This window comes from Variovorax sp. MPBD4-3, from assembly GCF_058809745.1.
The window spans coordinates 1-20,337 of record NZ_JBXASW010000010.1 but is presented as its reverse complement, the minus strand read 5'-3'; the positions used below and the strand labels follow the sequence as shown (position 1 = coordinate 20,337).

Genomic DNA, 20,337 nt, shown 5'->3' with positions numbered 1-20,337 from the left:
GGCGACCGGCAATCAGCTGCTCAGCGCTGCGAGTGCGCGCTGGGTGATCTCATCGACCGTGCCCACGCCCTTGATGGCGCGGTACTTCGGCGCGGCGGCCGGGTCGGTCTTGGCCCAGGCCGAGTAGTAGTCGACCAGCGGACGCGTCTGCTGGCTGTACACGTCGAGCCGCTTGCGCACGGTTTCTTCCTTGTCGTCCTCGCGCTGGATCAGGTCTTCGCCGGTGACGTCGTCCTTGCCTTCCACCTTGGGCGGGTTGAACTTGACGTGGTAGGTGCGGCCCGAAGCCGGGTGCGAGCGGCGGCCGCTCATGCGCTCGATGATGTCGCCGAAGGGCACGTCGATCTCGAGCACGTAGTCGAGCTTGACGCCCGCCGCCTTCATGGCGTCGGCTTGCGGAATGGTGCGGGGGAAGCCGTCGAACAGGAAGCCGCTGGCGCAATCGGCCTGGGCGATGCGTTCCTTCACGAGATTGATGATCAGGTCGTCGCTGACCAGTGCACCTGCATCCATGATGGCCTTGGCCTGCAGCCCGAGCGGCGTGCCGGCCTTGACGGCGGCGCGCAGCATGTCGCCGGTCGAGATTTGGGGGATGCTGTACTTCTGGCAAATGAAGGCCGCTTGCGTGCCTTTGCCCGCCCCGGGCGCGCCCAGCAAAATTAGTCTCATGGTGTCCTCGGACGGTTCTTAGATTTTGTGTCGCGCCAGGCGTCGGCTTCAGGGGCTTTGGGCAGGGCGGAGTTGCTTCGAGGATAGCACGCGTGCTCCCCGGGATTTGTCGCTGCCCCGACAGGCACGTCGAGCCCCTCAGGCCGTCGGGCCGGCGGCGAAGACCGCGCGCACGCGCGCCAGGTCTTCGGGCGTGTCGATGCCCGGGCCGGGCGCCACGTGGCTCACGTGGACGGCGATGCGGTGTCCGTGCCACAGCGCCCGCAACTGCTCGAGCGCCTCGGTCGCCTCGACGGGCGAAGGCGGCAGCGACGGAAACTTGCGCACGAAGCCTGCGCGGTAGCCGTAGATGCCGATGTGGCGCAGGGGGGCTGGCGTGGGCAGCACCGTGGGCGCGGCGCCGTTGGCGGAACCGTCGCGCCACCAGGGGATGGGCGCACGGCTGAAGTACATGGCGTTGCCCTGTGCATCGAGCACGGCCTTCACCACGTTCGGATTCATGAAGTCGGCCGGCGAATCGATCTCGTGGGCCGCGGTGCTCATGGCGGCCTCCGCATGGGTGGCCAGCGTGGAGGCCACGGCATCGATCAGCGCCGGGTCGATCAGGGGCTCGTCGCCCTGCACGTTGACGACGATGTCGTCGCCATCGAGGCCGAGCTGCTCGCAGGCCTCGGCCAGCCGGTCGGTGCCGCTGGGGTGGTCCTGGCGGGTCAGGATCGCATCGACGCCGTGCGCCTTGCAGGCATCGATGATCGAGACGTCGTCGCCGGCCACCACCACGCGCACGGCACCGGACTCGCTGGCGCGCCGGGCCACGCGCACCACCATCGGCACGCCGGCGATGTCGGCCAGGGGCTTGTTGGGGAGCCTTGTCGACGCCAAGCGCGCCGGCACCAGGACCGTGAAGCTCACAGCCCGAGCTCTTCGTCGGAAAGCGTGCGTGCCTCGTTTTCCAGCAGCACGGGAATGCCGTCGCGCACAGGGTAGGCCAGGCGCGCGCTGCGCGAGCAGAGCTCCTGCTTTTCGGGGTTCCAGGTCAACGGACCCTTGGTGACGGGGCAGACGAGCAGTTCAAGCAGCTTGGTATCCATCGAGCGATGATAGCTTTGCGTCGAGCGCGGTGAAGAATTCCGGAGCGGGTGCGAAGAGCAGTGGCACCGCCAGCGCGCCGGGTGCCTTTTGCCACAGCTTGACCGCGTCTTTTTCGGTGCAGACGAGAGGGCCGCCCGCACCGGCCGGGTGTTGCCAGGCGTCGAAGTCGTAGTGGTCGGGCAGCGCGATGGTTTCGGCGAGCGTGAGGCCGCGGCCCCGGAGCATGGCGAAGAAGGCCTCCGGGCGTGCGATGGCCGCGAGCGCGGTCACCGGTTTGCCTGCCAGCGTGCTCAACGGCACGCGCTGCCCCTCGCTCGTGAGGGCGTAGTCCGCAAGGCGCCGCGTGGCGGTGTAGCCGCCTGCGAATGCGGGGTGTTCGCCGCTGTGCAGCACCAGGTCGCAGCGGCGTGGCCACGCCTCGCGCAGCGGGCCCGCCGGCAGGCGCCAGCCGTTGCCGATGCCGCGGTCGTCGAACACGCAGATCTCGATGTCGCGGCCGAGCGCCAGGTGTTGCAGCCCGTCGTCGCTGACGATGACTTGCGTGCCGGGATGCCGCTCCAGCAGCGCAAGGGCCGCCTCGATGCGCCTGCGCGCGACGAACACGGGGGCCTTCGTGGCGTGGTGAATCAGGGCGGGCTCGTCGCCGACGTCGCGGGGATCGCTGTCGGCCGTCGCTTCACGGCAGTCGTCGGTGCGCCGGCCGTAGCCACGGGACACCACGCCCACCTGGATGCCGCGCGCGCGCAGATGGCGCACCACCGCCATCACCACGGGCGTCTTGCCGGCGCCGCCCGCGATCACGTTGCCGACGACGATCACCGGCACGGGCACGCACTCCGACCTAAGCCACCCGAGCCGATAGAGCCATCCCCGAACGGCGAAGAGAGCTGCATAGAGCACCGACAGCGGCCACAGCAGGCAGGCCAGCAGGCCGCGGCGCAGCCACGCTTCCTGCAATCGCGAGGCGGCGGGCGCCTGCGTGCTGCTGCGGCCTTCGGACGGCACTCAGCGCCCGGCTTGCGCCGTCGACTGGGCTGCGAAGGTGATCTGCATCAGGCCGGCGCGGCGTGCTGCCTCCATCACCGTGACGACGGCCTGGTGCGGGCTGGTCGCGTCGGCGCTGATGATCACCACGCTGTCCTTGCCGCCGGTAGCCGCGGCGGCGAGCGCGGCGGCCACGGCATCGACGTTGCGGTCGGCCAGGGGCGTCTTGTTGACCGAATAGCGGCCGTCGGCCGACACCGCCACGATCACTTCCTTCGGATAGTCGCGCTGCGCGTCGACGTCCGCGGTCGGCAGCCGAAGCTGCATTTCGGTGAACTTGCTGTATGTGGTCGACAGCATCAGGAAGATCAGGATCACCAGCAGCACGTCGATGAACGGGATCAGGTTGATCTCCGGCTCGTCGCGCGCACCGTGGCGGAACTGCATGCGGCCTCGGGTCATGGCGTCACTTGCGCAGGGCGTTCAGATGGCGGGCGAAGCGCTCGCCCGACAGCTCGAGGTTCAGCAGGTATTCGTCGACCCGGCTGCGGAAATAGCGCCAGAAAATGAGCGTCGGAATCGCCACGATCAGCCCGAACGCCGTGTTGTACAGCGCGATCGAGATGCCGTGCGCCAGTTGCGCCGGGTTGCCCGAGCCGACGGCGCCGCTGCCGGGGGACTGCGAGCCGAAGATCTCGATCATGCCGATCACCGTGCCCAGCAGGCCCAGCAGCGGGGCGGCGGAAGCGATGGTGGCCAGGGCAGGCAGGTAGCGCTCCAGCTTGTGCGCCACGGTGCGGCCGGAGGCCTCCATGGCGGCGCGCAGGTCGTCTTCGGTGCAGCGGGGGTTGGCGTTCAGCGCGCGCAGGCCGGCGGCGAGCACCTGGCCGAGCATCGAGTTGCGTTCGAGCTTGGTCACCACGTCGGGGCCGGGAATGGCTCCCTGAGACACCGTGATGGTTTCGTCGAGCAGCTTCGGCGGCAGTACCCTCACGGTCTTCAGACTCGTGAAACGTTCTATAACCAGCGCGAGCGCAATGACCGAACAAGCGAGCAAGGGCCAGATCGGCCAACCCGCGGCAACTATGATGGAAAACAAGAAAATCCTCCGGCCCGTAGACTGCAAATGCGCGGCGATTATCCACTGAGCCCACCATCGGCACGCGCCTTGTTTTGGTGTCGGCAAGGACGCACAGATTCTGTGGATAACTTTGTGACTAACCTGCTGCGCAACGTGTCCGAACCCGCATGGAATGGGCTTTTCGCTAGAACGACTGAATTTTGAGCAGCACTTTTTTCAATGAAATCAATGGCTTGCACGGAAAACCGTGCACCTGTCCCGCATTGGGGGCTGGCAGCAGGGGGCGGGCCGCGCGTTGTGGAAGAGTGGCATCTGGCCGAGCGTGCACTTCGTGAGCTTGCGTGACATGAATTCCGCGCCAGGACCGCGCGTCTGGGCCGTCGGCGCCTTGTGCCATGCGGTTGCCGACGCGCTCGACGCGCGTTTCAACCCGGTGACGGTGCGCGGCGAAATCTCGGGTTTTTCCCGCGCCTCAAGTGGACATTGTTACTTCGCCCTCAAGGACGAATCGGGCCAACTGCGCTGTGCGATGTTTCGTCGCGCCGCCGGCCTGCTCGATTTTTCGCCCCGCGACGGCGACCAGGTCGAGGTGCGCGGCCGGCTCGCGGTGTACGAACCGCGTGGCGATCTGCAACTCGTCGTGGAGAGCTTGCGGCGCGCGGGGCAGGGTGCCCTGTTCGAGCAGTTCATGCAGCGCAAGGCGCGTCTGGAGGCCGAGGGACTGTTCGACCCGGCGCGCAAGCGTGCCTTGCCCGCCATGCCGCGTTCGGTGGGCGTTGTCACGTCGCTCGGCGCGGCGGCGCTGCATGACGTCGTGACGGCGCTGCGGCGCCGCGTACCGCACATTCCGGTGGTGCTGGCGCCCGCCGCCGTGCAGGGAGCGAACGCGCCGGGTGAACTCGTTCGCGCGCTGAACTCGCTCTACGCGCTCGAGCCGGCGGCCGACGTGATCCTGCTTGTGCGCGGGGGCGGCTCGATCGAAGACCTGTGGGCATTCAACGACGAGGCCCTGGCGCGCACGATCGTGCAGAGCCCGGTGCCCGTGGTCAGCGGCGTGGGACACGAGACCGACTTCACCATCGCCGATTTCTGTGCCGACCTGCGCGCGCCCACGCCGACCGCGGCGGCTGAACTCGTCAGCGCGCCGCGTGACCTGTGGCTGGGCGCACTCGACCTGCTCGAAGAGCGGCTCGACGATTCCCTGGGCGGCCGCCTGGATGTGCTCGGACAGCGGCTCGACCAGGCGGCGGGGCGGCTCGGGCGTCCGTCGAACCTCGTGGCGCGCCAGCAACTGCGGCTGGTGCACCACGCACAGCGCCTCCAATACGCGATGCGATCGAGGCGCGAGCGCCTGGCGCATGCGCCGCGCGCCTTGGCCGCGGATTTTCCCCAGAAGCTCGAAAGAGCGGTGACCCAACGCCATGACCGGCTGGAGCGCATGGCGCTGCGGCTGAGGCTGCTCGATCCGGCATTGGTCCTGCAACGCGGCTACGCCTGGCTCACAGATGCCGACGGACGTGCGGTCGTGAGCGCGAAGCAATTGGCACCGGGCGACGCGGTCGTCGCAAGGCTCGCCGACGGAGAGGTCGACATGACCGTCTCTCCGGGCGGTGTCACGGGAACACGTCCGACGCGACCTCAATGATTAATTCCTAGAATCCACGATTCCCACAACCAACCCACGAGAAAAAACCATGGAACATGTGCTCCCACCCCTGCCGTACGCACTCGACGCACTGGCACCCGAGTATTCGAAGGAAACCCTCGAGTACCACTACGGCAAGCACCACAACGCCTACGTGGTGAACCTCAACAACCTGCAGAAGGGCACCGAATTCGAAGCGATGACGCTCGAGGAGATCGTCAAGAAATCCAGCGGCGGCATCTACAACAACGCGGCCCAGATCTGGAACCACACCTTCTTCTGGAACTGCATGAAGCCGCAAGGCGGCGGCGCACCGACCGGCGCGCTGGCCAAGGCCATCGAAGCCAAGTGGGGCAGCTACGATGCCTTCAAGGAAGCCTTCGTGAAGTCGGCCGTGGGCAACTTCGGCTCGGGCTGGACCTGGCTGGTGAAGAAGGCAGACGGTTCGGTGGACATCGTGAACACCGGCGCCGCCGGCACGCCGCTGACCACCGCGGACACCGCGCTGCTGACCGTTGACGTCTGGGAACACGCCTACTACATCGACTACCGCAACCTGCGCCCGAAGTTCGTCGAGACCTTCCTGGCCAAGCTGGCCAACTGGGAATTCGCAGAGAAGAACTTCGGCTGAGCCCTGGCCTTGCAATGAAGAAAGCCGACCCGCGGGTCGGCTTTTTTGTGGGCTCAAGCCAGCACGAACTCAGCGCTTGTTGGCTGTGAACAGTTCTCCGCCGAGCTTCGCACCCTTCTTGATGTTCTTCTTGGCGAACCAGCCTTGATTCATCTCGAGCACGTAGCGCACCGGCTCCAGAGAGCAGTGCGAGTTCTCGGTCATGGGCTGCATGTCGACCAGGTTCACGATACGGCCGTCGTCGGCCACGAAGGCGGCGGTCAGCGGCAGGATCGTGTTGCGCATCCAGAAGCACTGCGTGGCAGGCTGCTCGAACACGAAGATCATGCCTTCGGCTTGCGGCATCTCCTTGCGGAACATCAAGCCGATCTCGCGCTGCAGGGGGGTCTGCGCAATCTGCGCATCGATCTTGTACAGGCCGACCGACAACTGGGTGCGCGGCAGATCGGTCTGGGGTTGCTGCTGGGCATGCGCCGTCATCATGAAGGACGCGGATACGAGGAGCAGGGCGGCTAGACGCTGGAACATCGGACGACTCTTTCAGGGCGGGAACCGTGCAGGTCCGGCCTCAACCAGATATGCAAATGAAAATGCCCGCTGATGCGGGCATTGCCGGTGAGCTTGAAAGCTTACACCTTCTTGGAAGCGGCCGTGTGGGCCTTGGCGACGTGGCGGACCTTGTGCTTCTTGGCTGCGTGCTTCTTGGCGGAAGCATGCTTGGCAACCTTGGCTGCCGGAGCAGCCGTGGTGGGTTCGGCTTGTTGAGCGAAAGCGCCGACGGCGAAGAGACCGGCGACCAGGGCTGCGAGCAGCTTGTTCATGAGGATATCCTTTGAAATTCGTTGATCTGGATTGCCCTCCCTGCGGAAGGTAGACATTCAACGAAGGCCGTTCCGCGCGGTTGACAGCAAAGAGACCGATGCGGGCGAAAAAAAAGCGCTCCGAAGAGCGCTCCTTTTTCGTGGGCTTGCCGAATTACTTCGGGGTGCCGCCTTGGGTCGACTTGCGCTTGACGCTGCCGTCCTTGTTGCGACGACGCTGGTCGCGGGTTTCAGCACGCTTCTCGCCGGAAGCTGCAGCCTTGTCGCCACCGATGGCGCCGCCTTCGGGGGTCTTGGCTTCGTCGCCAGCAGCAGCCTTGACTTGGCCGGCGGGCTTTGCAGCCTTCTTGGCTTCGGCACGTTGCTGCGACTTGCTGTTCGTGGCGTTCCCTTGTTCGGGCGTGGTGCCAGCCGGGTTTTGGGCGTAAGCGCCAGCTGCAAACAGGCCGGCGATCATGACTGCGAGAATTTTGCTCATTGAGATTCCTCTATTCGAGAATTGATTGGAAACGCCTCCCGGCGAGCAGAAGGTCAGACACTAACGAGGCCATTGGCCTGATGGTTGACAAACCCTCGCTGATGGGTTGCGTCTAAAATGTACAGCGATTTGTTCACGTCCTGTAAGCGATTCCTCACGGCTGTCTGAATTCGCTGACACTCGTCAAAATTACGCCACTCCCCCGGAGCCCAACCCCCTCATGTCCAGCTATCAGCACATCAAAGTCCCGACCGAAGGCCAGAAGATCTCGGTCAATGCTGACAACTCCCTCAATGTGCCTGACCAACCGATCATCCCCTTCATCGAAGGCGACGGGACCGGACTGGACATCACGCCGGTGATGCTCAAGGTAGTGGACGCCGCGGTGGCCAAGGCCTACGGCGGCAAGAAGAAGATCCACTGGATGGAGGTCTACGCCGGCGAGAAGTCGACCAAGGTCTACGGCCCCGACGTCTGGCTGCCCGAAGAAACGCTGCAGGCCGTGCGCGAGTACGTCATCTCCATCAAGGGCCCGCTCACCACGCCGGTCGGCGGCGGCATCCGCTCGCTCAACGTCGCGCTGCGCCAGGAGCTCGACCTCTACGTCTGCCTGCGCCCCATCCGCTATTTCGAGGGTGTGCCCAGCCCGGTGCGCGAGCCGCACAAGACCAACATGGTGATCTTCCGCGAGAACTCGGAAGACATCTATGCGGGCATCGAGTTCGAAGCCGAGAGCGACAAGGCCAGGAAGCTCATCAAGTTCCTGCAGGACGAAATGGGCGTCAAGAAGATCCGTTTCCCGAACACCTCGGGCATCGGCGTCAAGCCCGTGTCGATCGAAGGCACCGAACGCCTGGTGCGCAAGGCGCTGCAGTACGCCATCGACAACGACAAGCCCAGCGTGACCATCGTCCACAAGGGCAACATCATGAAGTTCACCGAGGGTGGCTTCCGTGACTGGGCCTACAACCTCGCCGCCAAGGAGTTCGGTGCCGAGCTGATCGACGGCGGCCCGTGGATGAAGTTCAAGAATCCGAAGACGGGCAAGGACATCACCGTCAAGGACAGCATTGCCGACGCGTTCCTGCAGCAGATCCTTCTGCGCCCCGCGGAGTACAGCGTGATTGCCACACTCAACCTCAACGGCGACTACGTGTCCGACGCCCTGGCTGCGCAGGTCGGCGGCATCGGCATCGCCCCGGGCGCGAACCTGAGCGACACCGTCGCGATGTTCGAGGCCACGCATGGCACGGCGCCCAAGTACGCGGGCAAGGACTACGTCAACCCCGGCTCCGAAATCCTCTCGGCCGAAATGATGCTGCGCCACATGGGCTGGACCGAAGCCGCCGACCTGATCATCAGCTCGATGGAGAAGTCCATCGCCAGCAAGAAGGTCACCTACGACTTCGCGCGCCTGATGGACGGCGCCACGCAGGTGAGCTGCTCGGGCTTTGGCCAGGTCATGATCGACAACATGTAATTGCACGAGAAGCGGAGGCCGTGGCCTCGCGCACACGGCAGTCGGGCCCTTGGATCTTCGAAAGGAATCCAGGGGCTTTTTCTTTGCGATATACAGGAAAGATCAGGAAAGACGAGCAGCGCGCCGTTTTTTTATGCCTGCCGGGCTGTCGCACACGGCGCAAGCCCCTTGATTTGTCGAATATGCGCCACCAAGTCTTCATGCGCCGGCACGGTGCTTGCACGCTCTATAGAATCTTTTTCATGGCAACGAGAATTCCCAAAACTCCCAGCACCCCGCCGGCCCAGAAACCGGCCGGGGATGACGGAGATTCGGTCGTCCTGGAGCGCCGGCCGCAGAAAACAGCGCCGCCCCAGATGTACCAGGTGGTGATGCTGAACGACGACTACACGCCAATGGAGTTCGTGATCGTCGTGCTGCAGGAATACTTCAGCAAGGACCGCGAAACCGCGACCCAGATCATGCTCAAGATCCACCTCGATGGCCGCGGTGTCTGTGGGGTCTATTCCCGCGACATGGCGGCCACCAAGGTCAATCAGGTGATGGAAGCCGCTCAGCAAGCAGGGCATCCGCTGCAATGTGTCAGCGAACCTGTTGCGTGAACCTGTTGAATTGCGCAAGCTCCAACCCATCTGAGAACTTATTTACAGCAAGGCAAAAGGAAATCACATGATTGCCCAGGAACTGGAAGTCAGCTTGCACATGGCCTTCGTCGAGGCCCGGCAGCAGCGCCACGAGTTCATCACCGTGGAGCATTTGCTGCTCGCTTTGCTGGACAACCCGAGCGCCGCGGAAGTTCTGCGCGCCTGCTCGGCCAACGTCGACGACCTTCGGGCGTCGCTCACCAACTTCATCAAGGACAACACGCCACAGGTGGCGGGTACCGACGATGTCGACACCCAGCCGACCCTGGGTTTCCAGCGCGTCATCCAGCGCGCCATCATGCATGTGCAGTCCACCGGCAACGGCAAGAAGGAAGTCACCGGCGCCAACGTGCTGGTTGCGATCTTCGGTGAGAAGGACTCGCACGCCGTCTATTACCTCCACCAGCAGGGCGTGACCCGCCTGGACGTGGTCAACTTCATTGCCCACGGCATCAAGAAGAGCGATCCGCCGGAAGCCGTCAAGGGCGCGGGCGAAGCGCCTTCGAGCGAGGGCGAAGAGGGCGGCAGCGAACGCAACGAGAAGGCATCGCCGCTCGAGCAGTTCACCCAGAACCTCAACCAGCTCGCCAAGGACGGCAAGATCGACCCGCTGATCGGCCGCGAGTACGAGGTCGAGCGCGTCATCCAGATCCTGTGCCGCCGGCGCAAGAACAACCCGCTGCTCGTCGGCGAGGCCGGCGTGGGCAAGACCGCGATCGCCGAGGGGCTCGCATGGCGCATCACGCAGGGCGACGTGCCGGAAATCCTGGCCGAGTCGAACGTGTTCTCGCTCGACATGGGCGCGCTGCTGGCCGGCACCAAGTACCGCGGTGACTTCGAACAGCGCCTGAAGGGCGTGCTCAAGTCGCTCAAGGACAAGCCGAACGCCATCCTGTTCATCGACGAGATCCACACGCTGATCGGTGCGGGCGCGGCTTCGGGCGGCACGCTCGATGCGTCGAACCTGCTCAAGCCGGCGCTCTCCAGCGGACAGCTCAAGTGCATCGGCGCAACCACCTTCACCGAATATCGCGGCATCTTCGAAAAAGACGCGGCGCTGTCGCGTCGCTTCCAGAAGGTCGACGTGGTCGAGCCGTCGGTGCAGGAGACCGTCGACATCCTGAAGGGCCTGAAGTCGCGCTTCGAGGAACACCACGGCGTGAAGTACGCGGTGGCGGCCCTGCAGGCCGCGGCCGAGCTCAGCGCCAAGTACATCAATGACCGTCACCTGCCCGACAAGGCGATCGACGTCATCGACGAAGCCGGTGCCGCCCAGCGCATCCTGCCGCCGAGCAAGCGCAAGAAGACCATCAGCAAGACGGAAGTCGAGGAAATCGTGGCGAAGATCGCGCGCATTCCCCCGGCCAACGTCAGCAACGACGACCGCAGCAAGCTGCAGACCATCGAGCGCGACCTCAAGAGCGTGGTGTTCGGCCAGGACAAGGCGCTCGAAGTGCTCGCCTCGGCGGTCAAGATGGCGCGTTCGGGCCTGGGCAAGGGCGACAAGCCGATCGGCTCGTTCCTGTTCTCCGGCCCCACGGGCGTCGGCAAGACCGAAGCCGCGAAGCAGCTCGCCTACATCATGGGCATCGAGCTGATCCGCTTCGACATGTCGGAGTACATGGAGCGCCATGCGGTGAGCCGCCTGATCGGCGCGCCTCCGGGCTACGTCGGTTTCGACCAGGGCGGCCTGCTGACCGAGGCCGTCACGAAGAAGCCGCACGCTGTGCTGCTGCTCGACGAAATCGAGAAGGCGCATCCGGACATCTTCAACGTGCTGCTGCAGGTCATGGACCACGGCACGCTGACGGACAACAACGGACGCAAGGCCGATTTCCGCAACGTCATCATCATCATGACGACGAACGCGGGTGCCGAGACCATGAACAAGGCGACCATCGGCTTCACCAACCCGCGCCAGGCGGGCGACGAAATGGGCGACATCAAGCGCCTGTTCTCGCCCGAGTTCCGCAACCGGCTGGACGCCATCGTCAACTTCAAGGCACTGGACGAGAACATCATCCTGCGCGTGGTCGACAAGTTCCTGCTGCAGCTGGAAACCCAGCTCAGCGAGAAGAAGGTGGAAGTCACGTTCAGCGACAAGCTGCGCAAGCACCTGGCGAAGAAGGGCTTCGATCCGCTGATGGGCGCCCGCCCGATGCAGCGCCTGATCCAGGACACGATCCGTCGTGCACTGGCAGACGAGCTGCTCTTCGGTCGCCTGACCGACGGTGGCCGCCTCGAAGTCGACCTCGACGACAAGGACGAAGTGCTGCTCGACATCCAGCCGCTCCCCAAGAAGGAAGGCAAGTCGAAGCCCGAGGCCGAGGAAACCGCCGCAGGCTGACACCCCAGCAGGCAATCCGTGGCCGACGAGGCCACGGAACAGCCTCCAAAGGCCGGTAGCATCGCGCTGCCGGCCTTTTTCTTTGGGCGCGTGCATCCATCCACCGTTTGAAGCCTTGATCCTCCCCGTCCTCAGTCCCGAATGGAAAACCGGCCTCTCCCTCGCATGGAGCGGCTACATCGCCGTGCTGTCGGTCTGGATCGTGATGCAGAAGCGCGCGCCGGTGTCCACCATGAGCTGGATCCTGTCGCTGGCGCTGCTGCCGTTCGCGGGCTTCGTCGTCTATTACTTCCTCGGGCCGCAGCGCCTGAGCAAGCAGCGGCTCAAGCGCCTGCGCAGCCGCGCCGGCGCCTCCGCCCAGGCCGATGTGGCCCGGCTGCGCGACGCGGCACACAATGCGCCGCCCGCGCTGCAGCAGATGGCCAGGCTGGGCATGGCCACCTGTGGCCTGCCGGTGTCGAGCGCGGCCGGCGTCGAGCTGCTCTCGGGCGGCGCGCGTACCTTCGACGCGATCTTCGAGGCGGTGCGTGCCGCTCGGAACCACGTCCACCTCGAGTACTACATCTTCGAGCCCGACAGGATCGGCACCGCGCTGCGCGACCTGCTGGTCGAGCGCGCAAGGCAGGGCGTGACGGTGCGCCTGCTGATCGATGCGCTCGGCTCCAAGCGCATCGGCCGCAAGTTCATGGCGCCGCTGCACGAGGCCGGCGTGAAGGTGGCGCTGTTCCACGACACCAAGATCGGCCGCCGCCTGCGCCCGGTGACCAACTACCGCACCCACCGCAAGATCGTGGTGTGCGACGGCCGGGTCGGCTTCACGGGCGGCGTGAACATCACCGACGAGGAAGACAAGCGCACCAACCCCGACGCCTACCACGACGTGCACCTGCGCATCGAGGGCAGCGCGGTGCGCTGGCTGCAGACCACCTTCCTCGAGGACTGGACCTACGCCACCGGCGAAGACCCGCGCGGCATGGACGACGCCCTGGACGCGATGCTCCCGCAGCTCGAGGCCGGCAACATTCCCGTGCAGATCGTCACCAGCGGCCCCGACAACGCGCTCGAAGCCATCCACCGCATGCACGTCGAAGCCATCCATTCGGCCACGCACCGGGCCTGGCTGACCACGCCGTATTTCGTGCCCGGCGAGCCCGCGCTCATGGCGCTCACCAGCGCCGCGCTGCGCGGCGTCGACGTGCGCCTGCTGGTGCCGCGCCGCAGCGACTCGGCCATCGTGAGCGCCGCCGCGCGCTCCTATTTCGACGAACTCATCGCCGCCGGCGTGAAGGTGTGGGAGTACAAGGCCCGCATGCTGCATTCCAAGACCTTGGTGGTCGACGACCATTGCGCGATGATCGGCACCGCGAATTTCGACAACCGCAGCTTCCGGCTCAACTTCGAGGTCTGCGCCGTGGTCTATGGTCCGGAACTGGCCGGCCCGCTGGCGGCGCAGTTCGAGACCGACCTGCACAGTTCCGGCGCGGTACGCGCCAACCGGCGCCTGGGCTTCTGGCGCCGCCTCGGCGATGCGATTGCGCGCCTGTTTTCACCCTTGCTCTGAATGAACCACACCTTTCTCTGGCACGACTACGAAACCTTCGGCGCGGTGCCGCGCCGCGACCGCCCCTCGCAGTTCGCGGCCATCCGCACCGATGCCGAGCTCAACGAAGTCGGCGAGCCTCTGATGATCTATTGCAAGCCCGCGCCGGACTACCTGCCCAGCCCCGAGGCCTGCCTGATCACCGGCATCACGCCGCAGGTGTGCCTGGAGCGCGGCATTCCCGAGCATGAATTCGCCGGCCATATCGAGCGCGCCTTCTCGCAGCCGGGCACCATCGGCGTCGGCTACAACACCATCCGTTTCGACGACGAGGTCACGCGCTTCCTGTTCTGGCGCAACCTGATCGACCCCTATGCGCGCGAATGGCAGAACGACTGCGGCCGCTGGGATCTGCTCGACGTGGTGCGCCTCACCTACGCGCTGCGGCCCGACGGCATCGAATGGCCGAAGAAGGAAGACGGCAAGCCCAGCTTCAAGCTCGAAGACCTGGCGCGCGCCAACGGCCTGCTGCACGAGTCGGCGCACGACGCGCTCTCCGACGTGCGCGCCACCATCGCATTGGCGCGGCTGATCCGCGACAGGCAGCCCAAGCTGTTCGACTTCGCCTTCGGCCTGCACAAGAAGGACCGCGTGGCCGTCGAGCTGGGGCTGCCCGCGATGCGCGAGACCGCCAAGCCCTTCCTGCACGTTTCGGGCATGTTCCCGGTCGAGCGCGGCTGCCTGGCCGTGATGTGGCCGCTGGCAAGCCACCCGACCAACAAGAACGAACTGCTGGCCTGGGACCTGGCCCACGACCCGAGCGAGCTGCGCGACATCGACGCCGACACCCTTCGCCTGCGCCTGTTCACCCGCACGGCCGACCTGCCCGAGGGCGTGGTGCGCCTGCCCGTGAAGGGCATCCACCTGAACAAGTCGCCGATGGTGGTCGGCAACCTGCGCACGCTGGCCCCGCCCATGGCCGAGCGCTGGGGTGTCGACCTCGATGCAGCCATGCGCCACGCCGCCATCGCGCGCGACCTGCCCGACATGAGCGCCATCTGGTCGAAGGTCTATGCCCGACCGAAGGAAGACACGCCCGATGTCGACGAAGACCTCTACGGCGGTTTCGTCGGCAATGCAGACCGCCGCCGCCTGAACCAGCTGCGCAGCCTGTCGCCCGAGGAGCTGGCCAAGGACCGCACCGGCTTCGACGACGGCCGGCTCGACGAGATCCTGTTCCGCTACCGCGCGCGCAACTGGCCCGAGCTGCTGAGCGAAGAAGAGAACGAGCGCTGGGAAGCCCTGCGCGTGGCAAAGCTCTTCAAGGGCGAGGGCGGGGCGCGCACCATCGAGATGCTGTTCAGCGAGGTCGATGCGCTCTCCGAGAACGCCGACGAGCGCGGCGAGGAGATCCTCGGCGCCCTCTACGAATACGCAGAGGCGATCGCGCCGGAAGCCTGACCGAGGCCCGCAGGCCGATCGAACGGAAGAACGAACGAACCATGCTGCAAATCAATCCCGAGCTGTCTACCGCCCTGGAGGAATACGGCCTGTTCCTCGCCACCGGCGCGATGGTGGCGCTGCCGTTTCGCTTCGAGCCGCCGGTGCGGCTGTTCGTGAACGTGCATACCCACGGCGTGTCGATGGGGGCGTACTCCTACGTCGCGCCGCTGGTGCAGCTGCACCAGTTCCGCATGGGGCGCTACTGCTCGGTCGGCGACAACCTGAACGTGTTGACCCAGCACCCGTCGGACTGGCTGACGACGCACCCGGTGTCGCACCAGCCGTTCTTTCCGCCGCCGTTCAGCCATGTGTCCACGCACGAGTACCCGCAGCTCGAACGGACGGTGATCGGCAACGACGTGTGGATCGGCTCGCGCGTGAGCATGAAGAGCGGCCTGACCATCGGCGACGGCGCGATCATCGGAGCGGGCTCGGTCGTGACCAAGGACGTGCTGCCGTTCGCCGTGATGGGCGGTGTGCCCGCGCGCATGATCCGCCGCCGCTTTTCCGACGCGCTCATCGAGCGCATCCAGGCCTGCCCGTGGTGGGACTGGGACCTGCGCCACCTCACACTCGACTGGCGCAAGCCCGAAGAGGCGCAGACCCTGCTCGAAGCCGCCGTGGCCGAAGGGCGGGTGGTGCGGTGGAGCCCGGGCTGGCGCGTGCTGGAGCACGGCACCCCGGCCAAGGAAGGCCAGGCGCGGCCGCTCGTGGTGCGGGTGGAGTGATGCGCGGCGCATCGGGCGAAGTGGGGCGCGAACCGTCGAAGCGCGTGGTGCTGCATGAAAGGCAATCCGCCTGTGTCCGCTTCCGACAAGGATAGAAACCTCGTTCGCCGGCTCACGGTCTCCGATGCGGCGGCCTACCGTGCCGTGATGCTGGATGCCTATGCCAGCCACCCCAGCGCCTTCACTTCCACCGTTCAGGAGCGCGAAGGCCTGCCGCTGAGTTGGTGGGAAGAGCGGCTCGGCGCCATTGCTGATGCGACGGAGGCCAGCGTGGTCTACGGCGCATTCGACGACACCGGCATGCTGGCAGGCGCGGCGGGGCTCGCCTTCGGCGTGCGAAACCGGGAGCGCCACAAGGCCACCCTGTTCGGCATGACCGTGGCCGCGTCGGCGCGCCGTTCGGGCTTCGGCCGCCGGCTGGTGCTCGCCTTGCTCGACCACGCGCGGGCCCGCGACGGCCTGCGGCTGGTGCAGCTCACCGTCACCGAAGGCAACGACGCGGCGCAAAAGCTGTACGAAGACTGCGGCTTCCGCACCTTCGGCGTGGAGCCGCTGGCCATCGACGTCGATGGCGAACTGCTCGGCAAGGTCCACATGTGGTGCGACCTGGCGCCGCCCGCCTCAGCGGGGCCGCCGGTCGACCGAGGCAATGAAGGCGTCCACCGCTGAGGTGTAGGCGCCGGGCAGGCCGAGTTCGGCGTTGATCTGCGCGTGCGACAGGTCTTCAGGTAGCACCTGCGCGCGTCCGCCCTTGGCCGTGACGCGTGCCGCGAACTGAGCGGCCTGCGTGCAGGAGCCGTCGCGGCGTTGCGTCGAGCACACCAGCAGCATCGGCGGCGCGCCGGGCGCCAGTGCATCGGTCGGCGACACGCTGCGCCAGAAGGCCGGGTCGCTGCCGAACACGCGGTCGTAGAAGGGCAGGTGGCGCCGCTGCATCAGGGCCGCGGTGTCGAGCGCGGCGCTGTCGAGCGCGATAGCGCCCAGCCAGGGCTGCGCGCCCTGTTGCCGCGCGATGCCGGGCGATGCGCTCAGCAGCGCGACCAGGTGCGCGCCCGCCGAATGTCCCATGAGCACGAGCCGGCCCGCGTCGCCGCCCCATGAAGCCGCGCCGGCCTGCACAGCGGCCACCGCACGCGCCACGTCCTGCGCCTGCTGCATCACATCGACCTGCGGCACGAAGCGGTAGGCCACCGACACCAGGATGTAGCCCTGCGCACGCACCCAGTGATCGACCTTGAGATCCACCACCGAGGCGGCGTCTTTCTTGCCGAACATCCAGGCGCCGCCGTGGACCATCACGAGCATCGGCGCACCGTGCGCGTTCGGCGGCAGGTACACGTCCATGCGCTGCGCCGCGTCGGGGCCGTAGGGCAGGTCGGCCAGCCGGCGAACGTCGGGCTGCGCCAATGCGGGGGCAAGCGCCAGTGCCAGCAACCAGGCGATGCAGTACGGCAGAAAGCGCTTCATGGGAAAGCGCCCGATCAGGCTTTCGGGATCATCCAGCCGGTCTCGCCGCCGCGCCCCGGCAGATGCAGCGTGGCGGTGGCGGCCGGCGTCTGCGCCACCAGCCGGCCCTTGCGGAATACCTTGAGCCGCGTGGCGCGCAGGCGGATGGCCTCGACCGGGTCGCGCGCCTGCAGCAGCACGAAGCTCGCGTCGCAGCCGGCCTCGATGCCGTAGCCCTGCAGGTGCATCACGCGCGCCGCATTCGTCGTCACCGCCTCGAAGCACTGGCGGATGCCGGCCTGGCTGGTCATCTGCGCCACGTGCAGGCCCATGTGCGCCACCTCGAGCATGTCGCCCGAACCCATGCCGTACCACGGGTCCATCACGCAGTCGTGGCCGAAGGCGACGTTCACGCCGGCGGCCATCAGCTCGGGCACGCGCGTCATGCCGCGGCGCTTGGGGTAGCTGTCGTGGCGGCCCTGCAGCGTGATGTTGATCAGCGGATTGGAGATGACTGCCACGCCGCTCTGCGCGATCAGCGGCAGCAGCTTGCTCACATAGTAGTTGTCCATCGAGTGCATCGAGGTGCAGTGCGAGCCCGTCACGCGGCCTTGCATGCCCAAGCGCTGCGCCTCGAAGGCCAGCGTCTCGATGTGGCGCGACAGCGGGTCGTCGGACTCGTCGCAATGCATGTCGACCAGCTTGCCGCGCTCGGCCGCCATTTCGCACAGCAGCTTCACGCTGGCGGCGCCGTCGGCCATGGTGCGCTCGAAATGGGGAATGCCGCCGACCACGTCCACGCCCTTGTCGAGCGCGCGCTCCAGGTTCTCGACGCCGCCGGGCGAGCGCAGCACGCCGTCCTGCGGGAAGGCCACCAGTTGCAGATCGAGGTAGGGCGCCACCTGGCGCTTGACCTCCAGCAATGCATCGACCGCGAGCAGGCTCGGGTCGCTGGTGTCCACATGCGAGCGCACCGCCAGCAGCCCCTTGGCCACGGCCCAGTCGCAGTAGGCCAGCGCGCGCTCGATCAGCGCCTCCGCCGTGAGCAGCGGCTTCAGTTCGCCCCAGAGCGCAATGCCTTCGAGCAGCGTGCCGCTCTGGTTGACGCGCGGCAGGCCGTAGCTCAGCGTGGCGTCCATATGGAAATGCGGATCGACGAAATGCGGCGCGAGCAGCATGCCCTGCGCATCGAGCTTCTCGTGCGCGGGAGCGTCCAGGCCCTCGGTGACTTCGGCGATGCAGCCGTCCTGCACGGCGATCGACATGCCGGTGCGGCCGTCGGGGAGGGTGGCGTTGGTGATGAGGAGGTCGAGCATCGTGGGGGCCTTTTTGAATCGATCGGGGCTATTTTCCGTCGCCGCCTTCTCCAGGCACGCGCCGCGGCGTCCAGTGAAGATAGATGTGCACGTTTTCGCTGCGGTCGCGCGCCACGCCGGTTTCGCCCCAGTAAAACGTGGCCGGCTGGCGCGGTACGCCGGCCGATGCCAGCCAGCGCTCGTGAAAACGGTAGCGCTCGTCGGCGCTGGCATGGAAGGCTTCCGAATCCAGGCTGCGGTGGCGATGCGGCGTGAGCGTGATGAAGGCGCTGGCCAGTTGTTCCTGCTCGAAGCGAAGGGTCAGTTCGATGGCCTTCCGGTCGGTAGTCGTGTCGCCGGCAGTGGCGAACACGCATTCCACCTGCCGGCCTTCCACGGTCACCATCTGCCAGGTCTTCAGGAAAAGGGGTGGAAGATCGTCTGCACGGCTGTCCGCGTCGATGACGGCTCCGAAGGCTTCGATGCGGCCGGTCGCGGCGTCGAGTGCCAGGGGCGGCGTCATGGGCCGGGCCTAGCGGGTGCGCTGCGCCCGGAACAGATACTGCCCCGGCCTGGGCCCGACCTCGATGGTCACGCGGCGCAGCTTGTCGTCGTGCCCCGAACTGGCCTTTGCCGTCACCACGATGCCGCGCGGCGTGGCCCGGCAGGTGAGCTCCGACAGGCCGATCTCCGCGTGGTCGTTGTCGAGTTCCGCGATGGACACGGTGTGCGCGGCCTGCAGGCTGCCTTCGGCATCGCGTTTCATCCATTGCACGTACAGGAACGACTGCGCGAACTGCTCGGCGTGGATCACCCGGTACACGCCCTGGTGGTCGTTGTCCCAGGTGCCGCACAGCTGCACCCAGTTGACCGCGTCGGGCGTCTTGAAGTTCTCGTAGGTGATGTCGGCTCCCAGCGCATGTGCGCCGCCGCACACGGCCAGCAGGGCGGCGAGCAACCGGGTTCGGATGGCGGAAGCTGCGGTCATCGTCAACGTTCTCCCTTGCGGTAGGGCTTCATCAGTGCCTGCGGATAGCTGGCCTTGCGTGCCACCAGCACCAGCGCCAGGATCGACAGCAGGTACGGCAGCATCAGGTACAGCTGGTAGGGCAGCACGGCGTCGCCCGATTGTTGCAGCCGCAACTGCAGCGCGTCGAAGAACGCGAACAGCAGCGCGCCCAGCAGTGCCTTGCCCGGCCGCCACGAGGCGAACACCACCAGCGCCACGCAGATCCAGCCGCGCCCGTTGACCATGTTGAAGAAGAAGGCGTTGAAGGCCGACAGCGTGAGGAAGGAGCCCGCCATGCCCATCAGCGCCGAGCCGGCGACGATGGCGCCGGTGCGCGTGGCCGCGACCGACACGCCCTGGCTCTCGGCCGCCTGCGGGTTCTCGCCGGCCATGCGCAGCGCCAGCCCGAGCGGCGTGCGGTACAGCACCCAGCCCACCACCGGCACCAGCAGCAGCGCGAACAGCGTGAGCGCGGTCTGCGCGTTGAGGATGGGCACCGGCAGCCAGTCCATCGGCGCGAAGGGCGTGATCGTCGGCGGTGTGTTCACCTTGGGAAAGCTCACGCGGTAGCCGAAGTAGCTGAGCGCGGTCGCCAGCAGCGTGATGCCCAGCCCCGACACGTGCTGCGAAAGCGCGAGTCCCACGGTCAGAAAGGCATGCAGCAGGCCGAACACCATGCCGGTGAGCGCGGCCACGCCGACGCCCACCCACAGCGGCGCGCCGGCATACACCGCGAGCCAGCCGGTGAAGGCGCCCGCAACCATGATCCCTTCGATGCCGAGGTTGAGCACGCCCGCGCGCTCGCACAGCAGCACGCCGAGCGTGCCGAGGATCAGCGGGGTGGCGATGCGCAGCACCGCGACCCAGAAGGCGGGGTTGGCGAGGATGTCGAGCAGGTCGGTCATTGCGTGTTTCTCCCTCCCCTTCCGGGGGAGGGCTGGGGT

At 66.5% G+C, this 20,337-nt stretch carries 23 protein-coding genes; 9 read left to right on the top strand and 14 right to left on the bottom strand.

Going from position 1 to position 20,337, the window contains the following annotated elements; genetic code table 11:
* Nucleotides 1-12 precede the first annotated feature (12 nt).
* The 6 genes from adk to AC1RVW_RS08325 form a co-directional block, all read right to left on the bottom strand.
* A complete protein-coding gene (gene adk / locus AC1RVW_RS08350; RefSeq protein WP_493199240.1) occupies nucleotides 13-669 on the bottom strand; it encodes an adenylate kinase in 657 nt (218 codons plus the stop codon).
* A 138-nt stretch (nucleotides 670-807) separates the two neighbouring features.
* The gene (gene kdsB / locus AC1RVW_RS08345) at nucleotides 808-1,581 is read right to left on the bottom strand and encodes a 3-deoxy-manno-octulosonate cytidylyltransferase (protein ID WP_409195384.1); all 774 of its coding nucleotides are present in this window, start codon (nucleotides 1,579-1,581) and stop codon (nucleotides 808-810) included.
* The gene (locus AC1RVW_RS08340) at nucleotides 1,578-1,760 is read right to left on the bottom strand and encodes a Trm112 family protein (RefSeq protein ID WP_007836935.1); all 183 of its coding nucleotides are present in this window, start codon (nucleotides 1,758-1,760) and stop codon (nucleotides 1,578-1,580) included. The genes kdsB and AC1RVW_RS08340 overlap by 4 nt, the downstream gene beginning before the upstream one ends.
* Nucleotides 1,741-2,766 (bottom strand): tetraacyldisaccharide 4'-kinase, encoded by a 1,026-nt coding sequence (gene lpxK / locus AC1RVW_RS08335; RefSeq protein WP_493199237.1) that lies wholly within the window; start codon nucleotides 2,764-2,766, stop codon nucleotides 1,741-1,743. Before lpxK ends, AC1RVW_RS08340 begins: the two co-directional genes overlap by 20 nt.
* On the bottom strand, nucleotides 2,767-3,192 hold the full coding sequence (locus AC1RVW_RS08330) for an ExbD/TolR family protein (RefSeq protein WP_081270387.1): 426 nt from the start codon (nucleotides 3,190-3,192) through the stop codon (nucleotides 2,767-2,769).
* 19 nt (nucleotides 3,193-3,211) lie between these two features.
* On the bottom strand, nucleotides 3,212-3,844 hold the full coding sequence (locus AC1RVW_RS08325) for a MotA/TolQ/ExbB proton channel family protein (protein ID WP_081270371.1): 633 nt from the start codon (nucleotides 3,842-3,844) through the stop codon (nucleotides 3,212-3,214).
* 313 nt (nucleotides 3,845-4,157) lie between these two features.
* Between AC1RVW_RS08325 and xseA the strand changes: the two genes are divergently transcribed.
* Both xseA and AC1RVW_RS08315 read left to right on the top strand, forming a co-directional pair.
* Nucleotides 4,158-5,471, top strand: a complete 1,314-nt coding sequence (gene xseA, locus AC1RVW_RS08320; RefSeq protein ID WP_493199380.1) for an exodeoxyribonuclease VII large subunit — start codon at nucleotides 4,158-4,160, stop codon at nucleotides 5,469-5,471.
* 49 nt (nucleotides 5,472-5,520) lie between these two features.
* A complete protein-coding gene (locus AC1RVW_RS08315; RefSeq protein ID WP_493199234.1) occupies nucleotides 5,521-6,102 on the top strand; it encodes a superoxide dismutase in 582 nt (193 codons plus the stop codon).
* A 69-nt stretch (nucleotides 6,103-6,171) separates the two neighbouring features.
* On the opposite strand, the gene AC1RVW_RS08310 is transcribed toward AC1RVW_RS08315, so the two are convergent.
* The 3 genes from AC1RVW_RS08310 to AC1RVW_RS08300 form a co-directional block, all read right to left on the bottom strand.
* Nucleotides 6,172-6,630: a DUF192 domain-containing protein gene (locus AC1RVW_RS08310; protein ID WP_106934673.1), complete on the bottom strand. Its 459-nt coding sequence runs from the start codon at nucleotides 6,628-6,630 to the stop codon at nucleotides 6,172-6,174.
* A gap of 101 nt (nucleotides 6,631-6,731) precedes the next feature.
* Complete coding sequence (locus AC1RVW_RS08305; RefSeq protein WP_081270368.1) at nucleotides 6,732-6,923, bottom strand: hypothetical protein; 192 nt, start codon at nucleotides 6,921-6,923, stop codon at nucleotides 6,732-6,734.
* A gap of 154 nt (nucleotides 6,924-7,077) precedes the next feature.
* Nucleotides 7,078-7,401 carry a cell envelope biogenesis protein TolA gene (locus AC1RVW_RS08300; RefSeq protein WP_081270367.1) on the bottom strand — a complete coding sequence of 108 codons (324 nt, stop codon included), beginning with the start codon at nucleotides 7,399-7,401 and terminating at the stop codon, nucleotides 7,078-7,080.
* Nucleotides 7,402-7,621: 220 nt separating this feature from the next.
* On the opposite strand from AC1RVW_RS08300, the gene icd reads away from it, so the two are divergent.
* From icd to AC1RVW_RS08265, 7 genes are all read left to right on the top strand, one after another.
* A complete protein-coding gene (gene icd / locus AC1RVW_RS08295) occupies nucleotides 7,622-8,881 on the top strand; it encodes an NADP-dependent isocitrate dehydrogenase (RefSeq protein ID WP_081270366.1) in 1,260 nt (419 codons plus the stop codon).
* 242 nt (nucleotides 8,882-9,123) lie between these two features.
* Nucleotides 9,124-9,483 carry an ATP-dependent Clp protease adapter ClpS gene (gene clpS / locus AC1RVW_RS08290; RefSeq protein ID WP_042674481.1) on the top strand — a complete coding sequence of 120 codons (360 nt, stop codon included), beginning with the start codon at nucleotides 9,124-9,126 and terminating at the stop codon, nucleotides 9,481-9,483.
* 67 nt (nucleotides 9,484-9,550) lie between these two features.
* Nucleotides 9,551-11,872, top strand: a complete 2,322-nt coding sequence (clpA, locus tag AC1RVW_RS08285) for an ATP-dependent Clp protease ATP-binding subunit ClpA (RefSeq protein ID WP_493199230.1) — start codon at nucleotides 9,551-9,553, stop codon at nucleotides 11,870-11,872.
* A 115-nt stretch (nucleotides 11,873-11,987) separates the two neighbouring features.
* The gene (gene cls / locus AC1RVW_RS08280; protein ID WP_493199228.1) at nucleotides 11,988-13,433 is read left to right on the top strand and encodes a cardiolipin synthase; all 1,446 of its coding nucleotides are present in this window, start codon (nucleotides 11,988-11,990) and stop codon (nucleotides 13,431-13,433) included.
* Entirely contained in the window at nucleotides 13,434-14,873 is a 1,440-nt protein-coding gene (sbcB, locus tag AC1RVW_RS08275) for an exodeoxyribonuclease I (RefSeq protein WP_493199226.1), read from the top strand. It abuts the gene before it with no gap.
* Between the two features lie 41 nt (nucleotides 14,874-14,914).
* Nucleotides 14,915-15,643: a CatB-related O-acetyltransferase gene (locus AC1RVW_RS08270; RefSeq protein ID WP_493199224.1), complete on the top strand. Its 729-nt coding sequence runs from the start codon at nucleotides 14,915-14,917 to the stop codon at nucleotides 15,641-15,643.
* 72 nt (nucleotides 15,644-15,715) lie between these two features.
* Nucleotides 15,716-16,312 (top strand): GNAT family N-acetyltransferase, encoded by a 597-nt coding sequence (locus AC1RVW_RS08265; protein WP_493199222.1) that lies wholly within the window; start codon nucleotides 15,716-15,718, stop codon nucleotides 16,310-16,312.
* On the opposite strand, the gene AC1RVW_RS08260 is transcribed toward AC1RVW_RS08265, so the two are convergent.
* Genes AC1RVW_RS08260 through AC1RVW_RS08240 form a run of 5 tightly spaced genes read right to left on the bottom strand, consistent with a single transcriptional unit; the run spans nucleotide 16,265 to nucleotide 20,298 of the window.
* On the bottom strand, nucleotides 16,265-17,110 hold the full coding sequence (locus AC1RVW_RS08260; protein WP_493199220.1) for an alpha/beta hydrolase: 846 nt from the start codon (nucleotides 17,108-17,110) through the stop codon (nucleotides 16,265-16,267). The genes AC1RVW_RS08265 and AC1RVW_RS08260 overlap by 48 nt on opposite strands.
* A gap of 14 nt (nucleotides 17,111-17,124) precedes the next feature.
* Entirely contained in the window at nucleotides 17,125-18,405 is a 1,281-nt protein-coding gene (locus tag AC1RVW_RS08255) for an amidohydrolase family protein (protein ID WP_493199218.1), read from the bottom strand.
* Between the two features lie 28 nt (nucleotides 18,406-18,433).
* The gene (locus AC1RVW_RS08250; protein ID WP_493199216.1) at nucleotides 18,434-18,907 is read right to left on the bottom strand and encodes a hypothetical protein; all 474 of its coding nucleotides are present in this window, start codon (nucleotides 18,905-18,907) and stop codon (nucleotides 18,434-18,436) included.
* Between the two features lie 9 nt (nucleotides 18,908-18,916).
* Entirely contained in the window at nucleotides 18,917-19,372 is a 456-nt protein-coding gene (locus AC1RVW_RS08245) for a hypothetical protein (RefSeq protein WP_493199214.1), read from the bottom strand.
* Nucleotides 19,373-19,374: 2 nt separating this feature from the next.
* Nucleotides 19,375-20,298 carry an ABC transporter permease gene (locus tag AC1RVW_RS08240; protein ID WP_198086576.1) on the bottom strand — a complete coding sequence of 308 codons (924 nt, stop codon included), beginning with the start codon at nucleotides 20,296-20,298 and terminating at the stop codon, nucleotides 19,375-19,377.
* Nucleotides 20,299-20,337 lie beyond the last annotated feature (39 nt).

Coding starts and splice junctions, on each gene's coding strand:
- adk (WP_493199240.1), bottom strand. CDS start 669: ATGAGACTAATTTTGCTGGGCGCGCCCGGGGCGGGCAAAGGCACGCAA.
- AC1RVW_RS08340 (WP_007836935.1), bottom strand. CDS start 1,760: ATGGATACCAAGCTGCTTGAACTGCTCGTCTGCCCCGTCACCAAGGGT.
- AC1RVW_RS08330 (WP_081270387.1), bottom strand. CDS start 3,192: ATGCAGTTCCGCCACGGTGCGCGCGACGAGCCGGAGATCAACCTGATC.
- AC1RVW_RS08315 (WP_493199234.1), top strand. CDS start 5,521: ATGGAACATGTGCTCCCACCCCTGCCGTACGCACTCGACGCACTGGCA.
- AC1RVW_RS08310 (WP_106934673.1), bottom strand. CDS start 6,630: ATGTTCCAGCGTCTAGCCGCCCTGCTCCTCGTATCCGCGTCCTTCATG.
- AC1RVW_RS08305 (WP_081270368.1), bottom strand. CDS start 6,923: ATGAACAAGCTGCTCGCAGCCCTGGTCGCCGGTCTCTTCGCCGTCGGC.
- AC1RVW_RS08300 (WP_081270367.1), bottom strand. CDS start 7,401: ATGAGCAAAATTCTCGCAGTCATGATCGCCGGCCTGTTTGCAGCTGGC.
- icd (WP_081270366.1), top strand. CDS start 7,622: ATGTCCAGCTATCAGCACATCAAAGTCCCGACCGAAGGCCAGAAGATC.
- clpS (WP_042674481.1), top strand. CDS start 9,124: ATGGCAACGAGAATTCCCAAAACTCCCAGCACCCCGCCGGCCCAGAAA.
- clpA (WP_493199230.1), top strand. CDS start 9,551: ATGATTGCCCAGGAACTGGAAGTCAGCTTGCACATGGCCTTCGTCGAG.
- sbcB (WP_493199226.1), top strand. CDS start 13,434: ATGAACCACACCTTTCTCTGGCACGACTACGAAACCTTCGGCGCGGTG.
- AC1RVW_RS08270 (WP_493199224.1), top strand. CDS start 14,915: ATGCTGCAAATCAATCCCGAGCTGTCTACCGCCCTGGAGGAATACGGC.
- AC1RVW_RS08260 (WP_493199220.1), bottom strand. CDS start 17,110: ATGAAGCGCTTTCTGCCGTACTGCATCGCCTGGTTGCTGGCACTGGCG.
- AC1RVW_RS08255 (WP_493199218.1), bottom strand. CDS start 18,405: ATGCTCGACCTCCTCATCACCAACGCCACCCTCCCCGACGGCCGCACC.
- AC1RVW_RS08250 (WP_493199216.1), bottom strand. CDS start 18,907: ATGACGCCGCCCCTGGCACTCGACGCCGCGACCGGCCGCATCGAAGCC.
- AC1RVW_RS08245 (WP_493199214.1), bottom strand. CDS start 19,372: ATGACCGCAGCTTCCGCCATCCGAACCCGGTTGCTCGCCGCCCTGCTG.
- AC1RVW_RS08240 (WP_198086576.1), bottom strand. CDS start 20,298: ATGACCGACCTGCTCGACATCCTCGCCAACCCCGCCTTCTGGGTCGCG.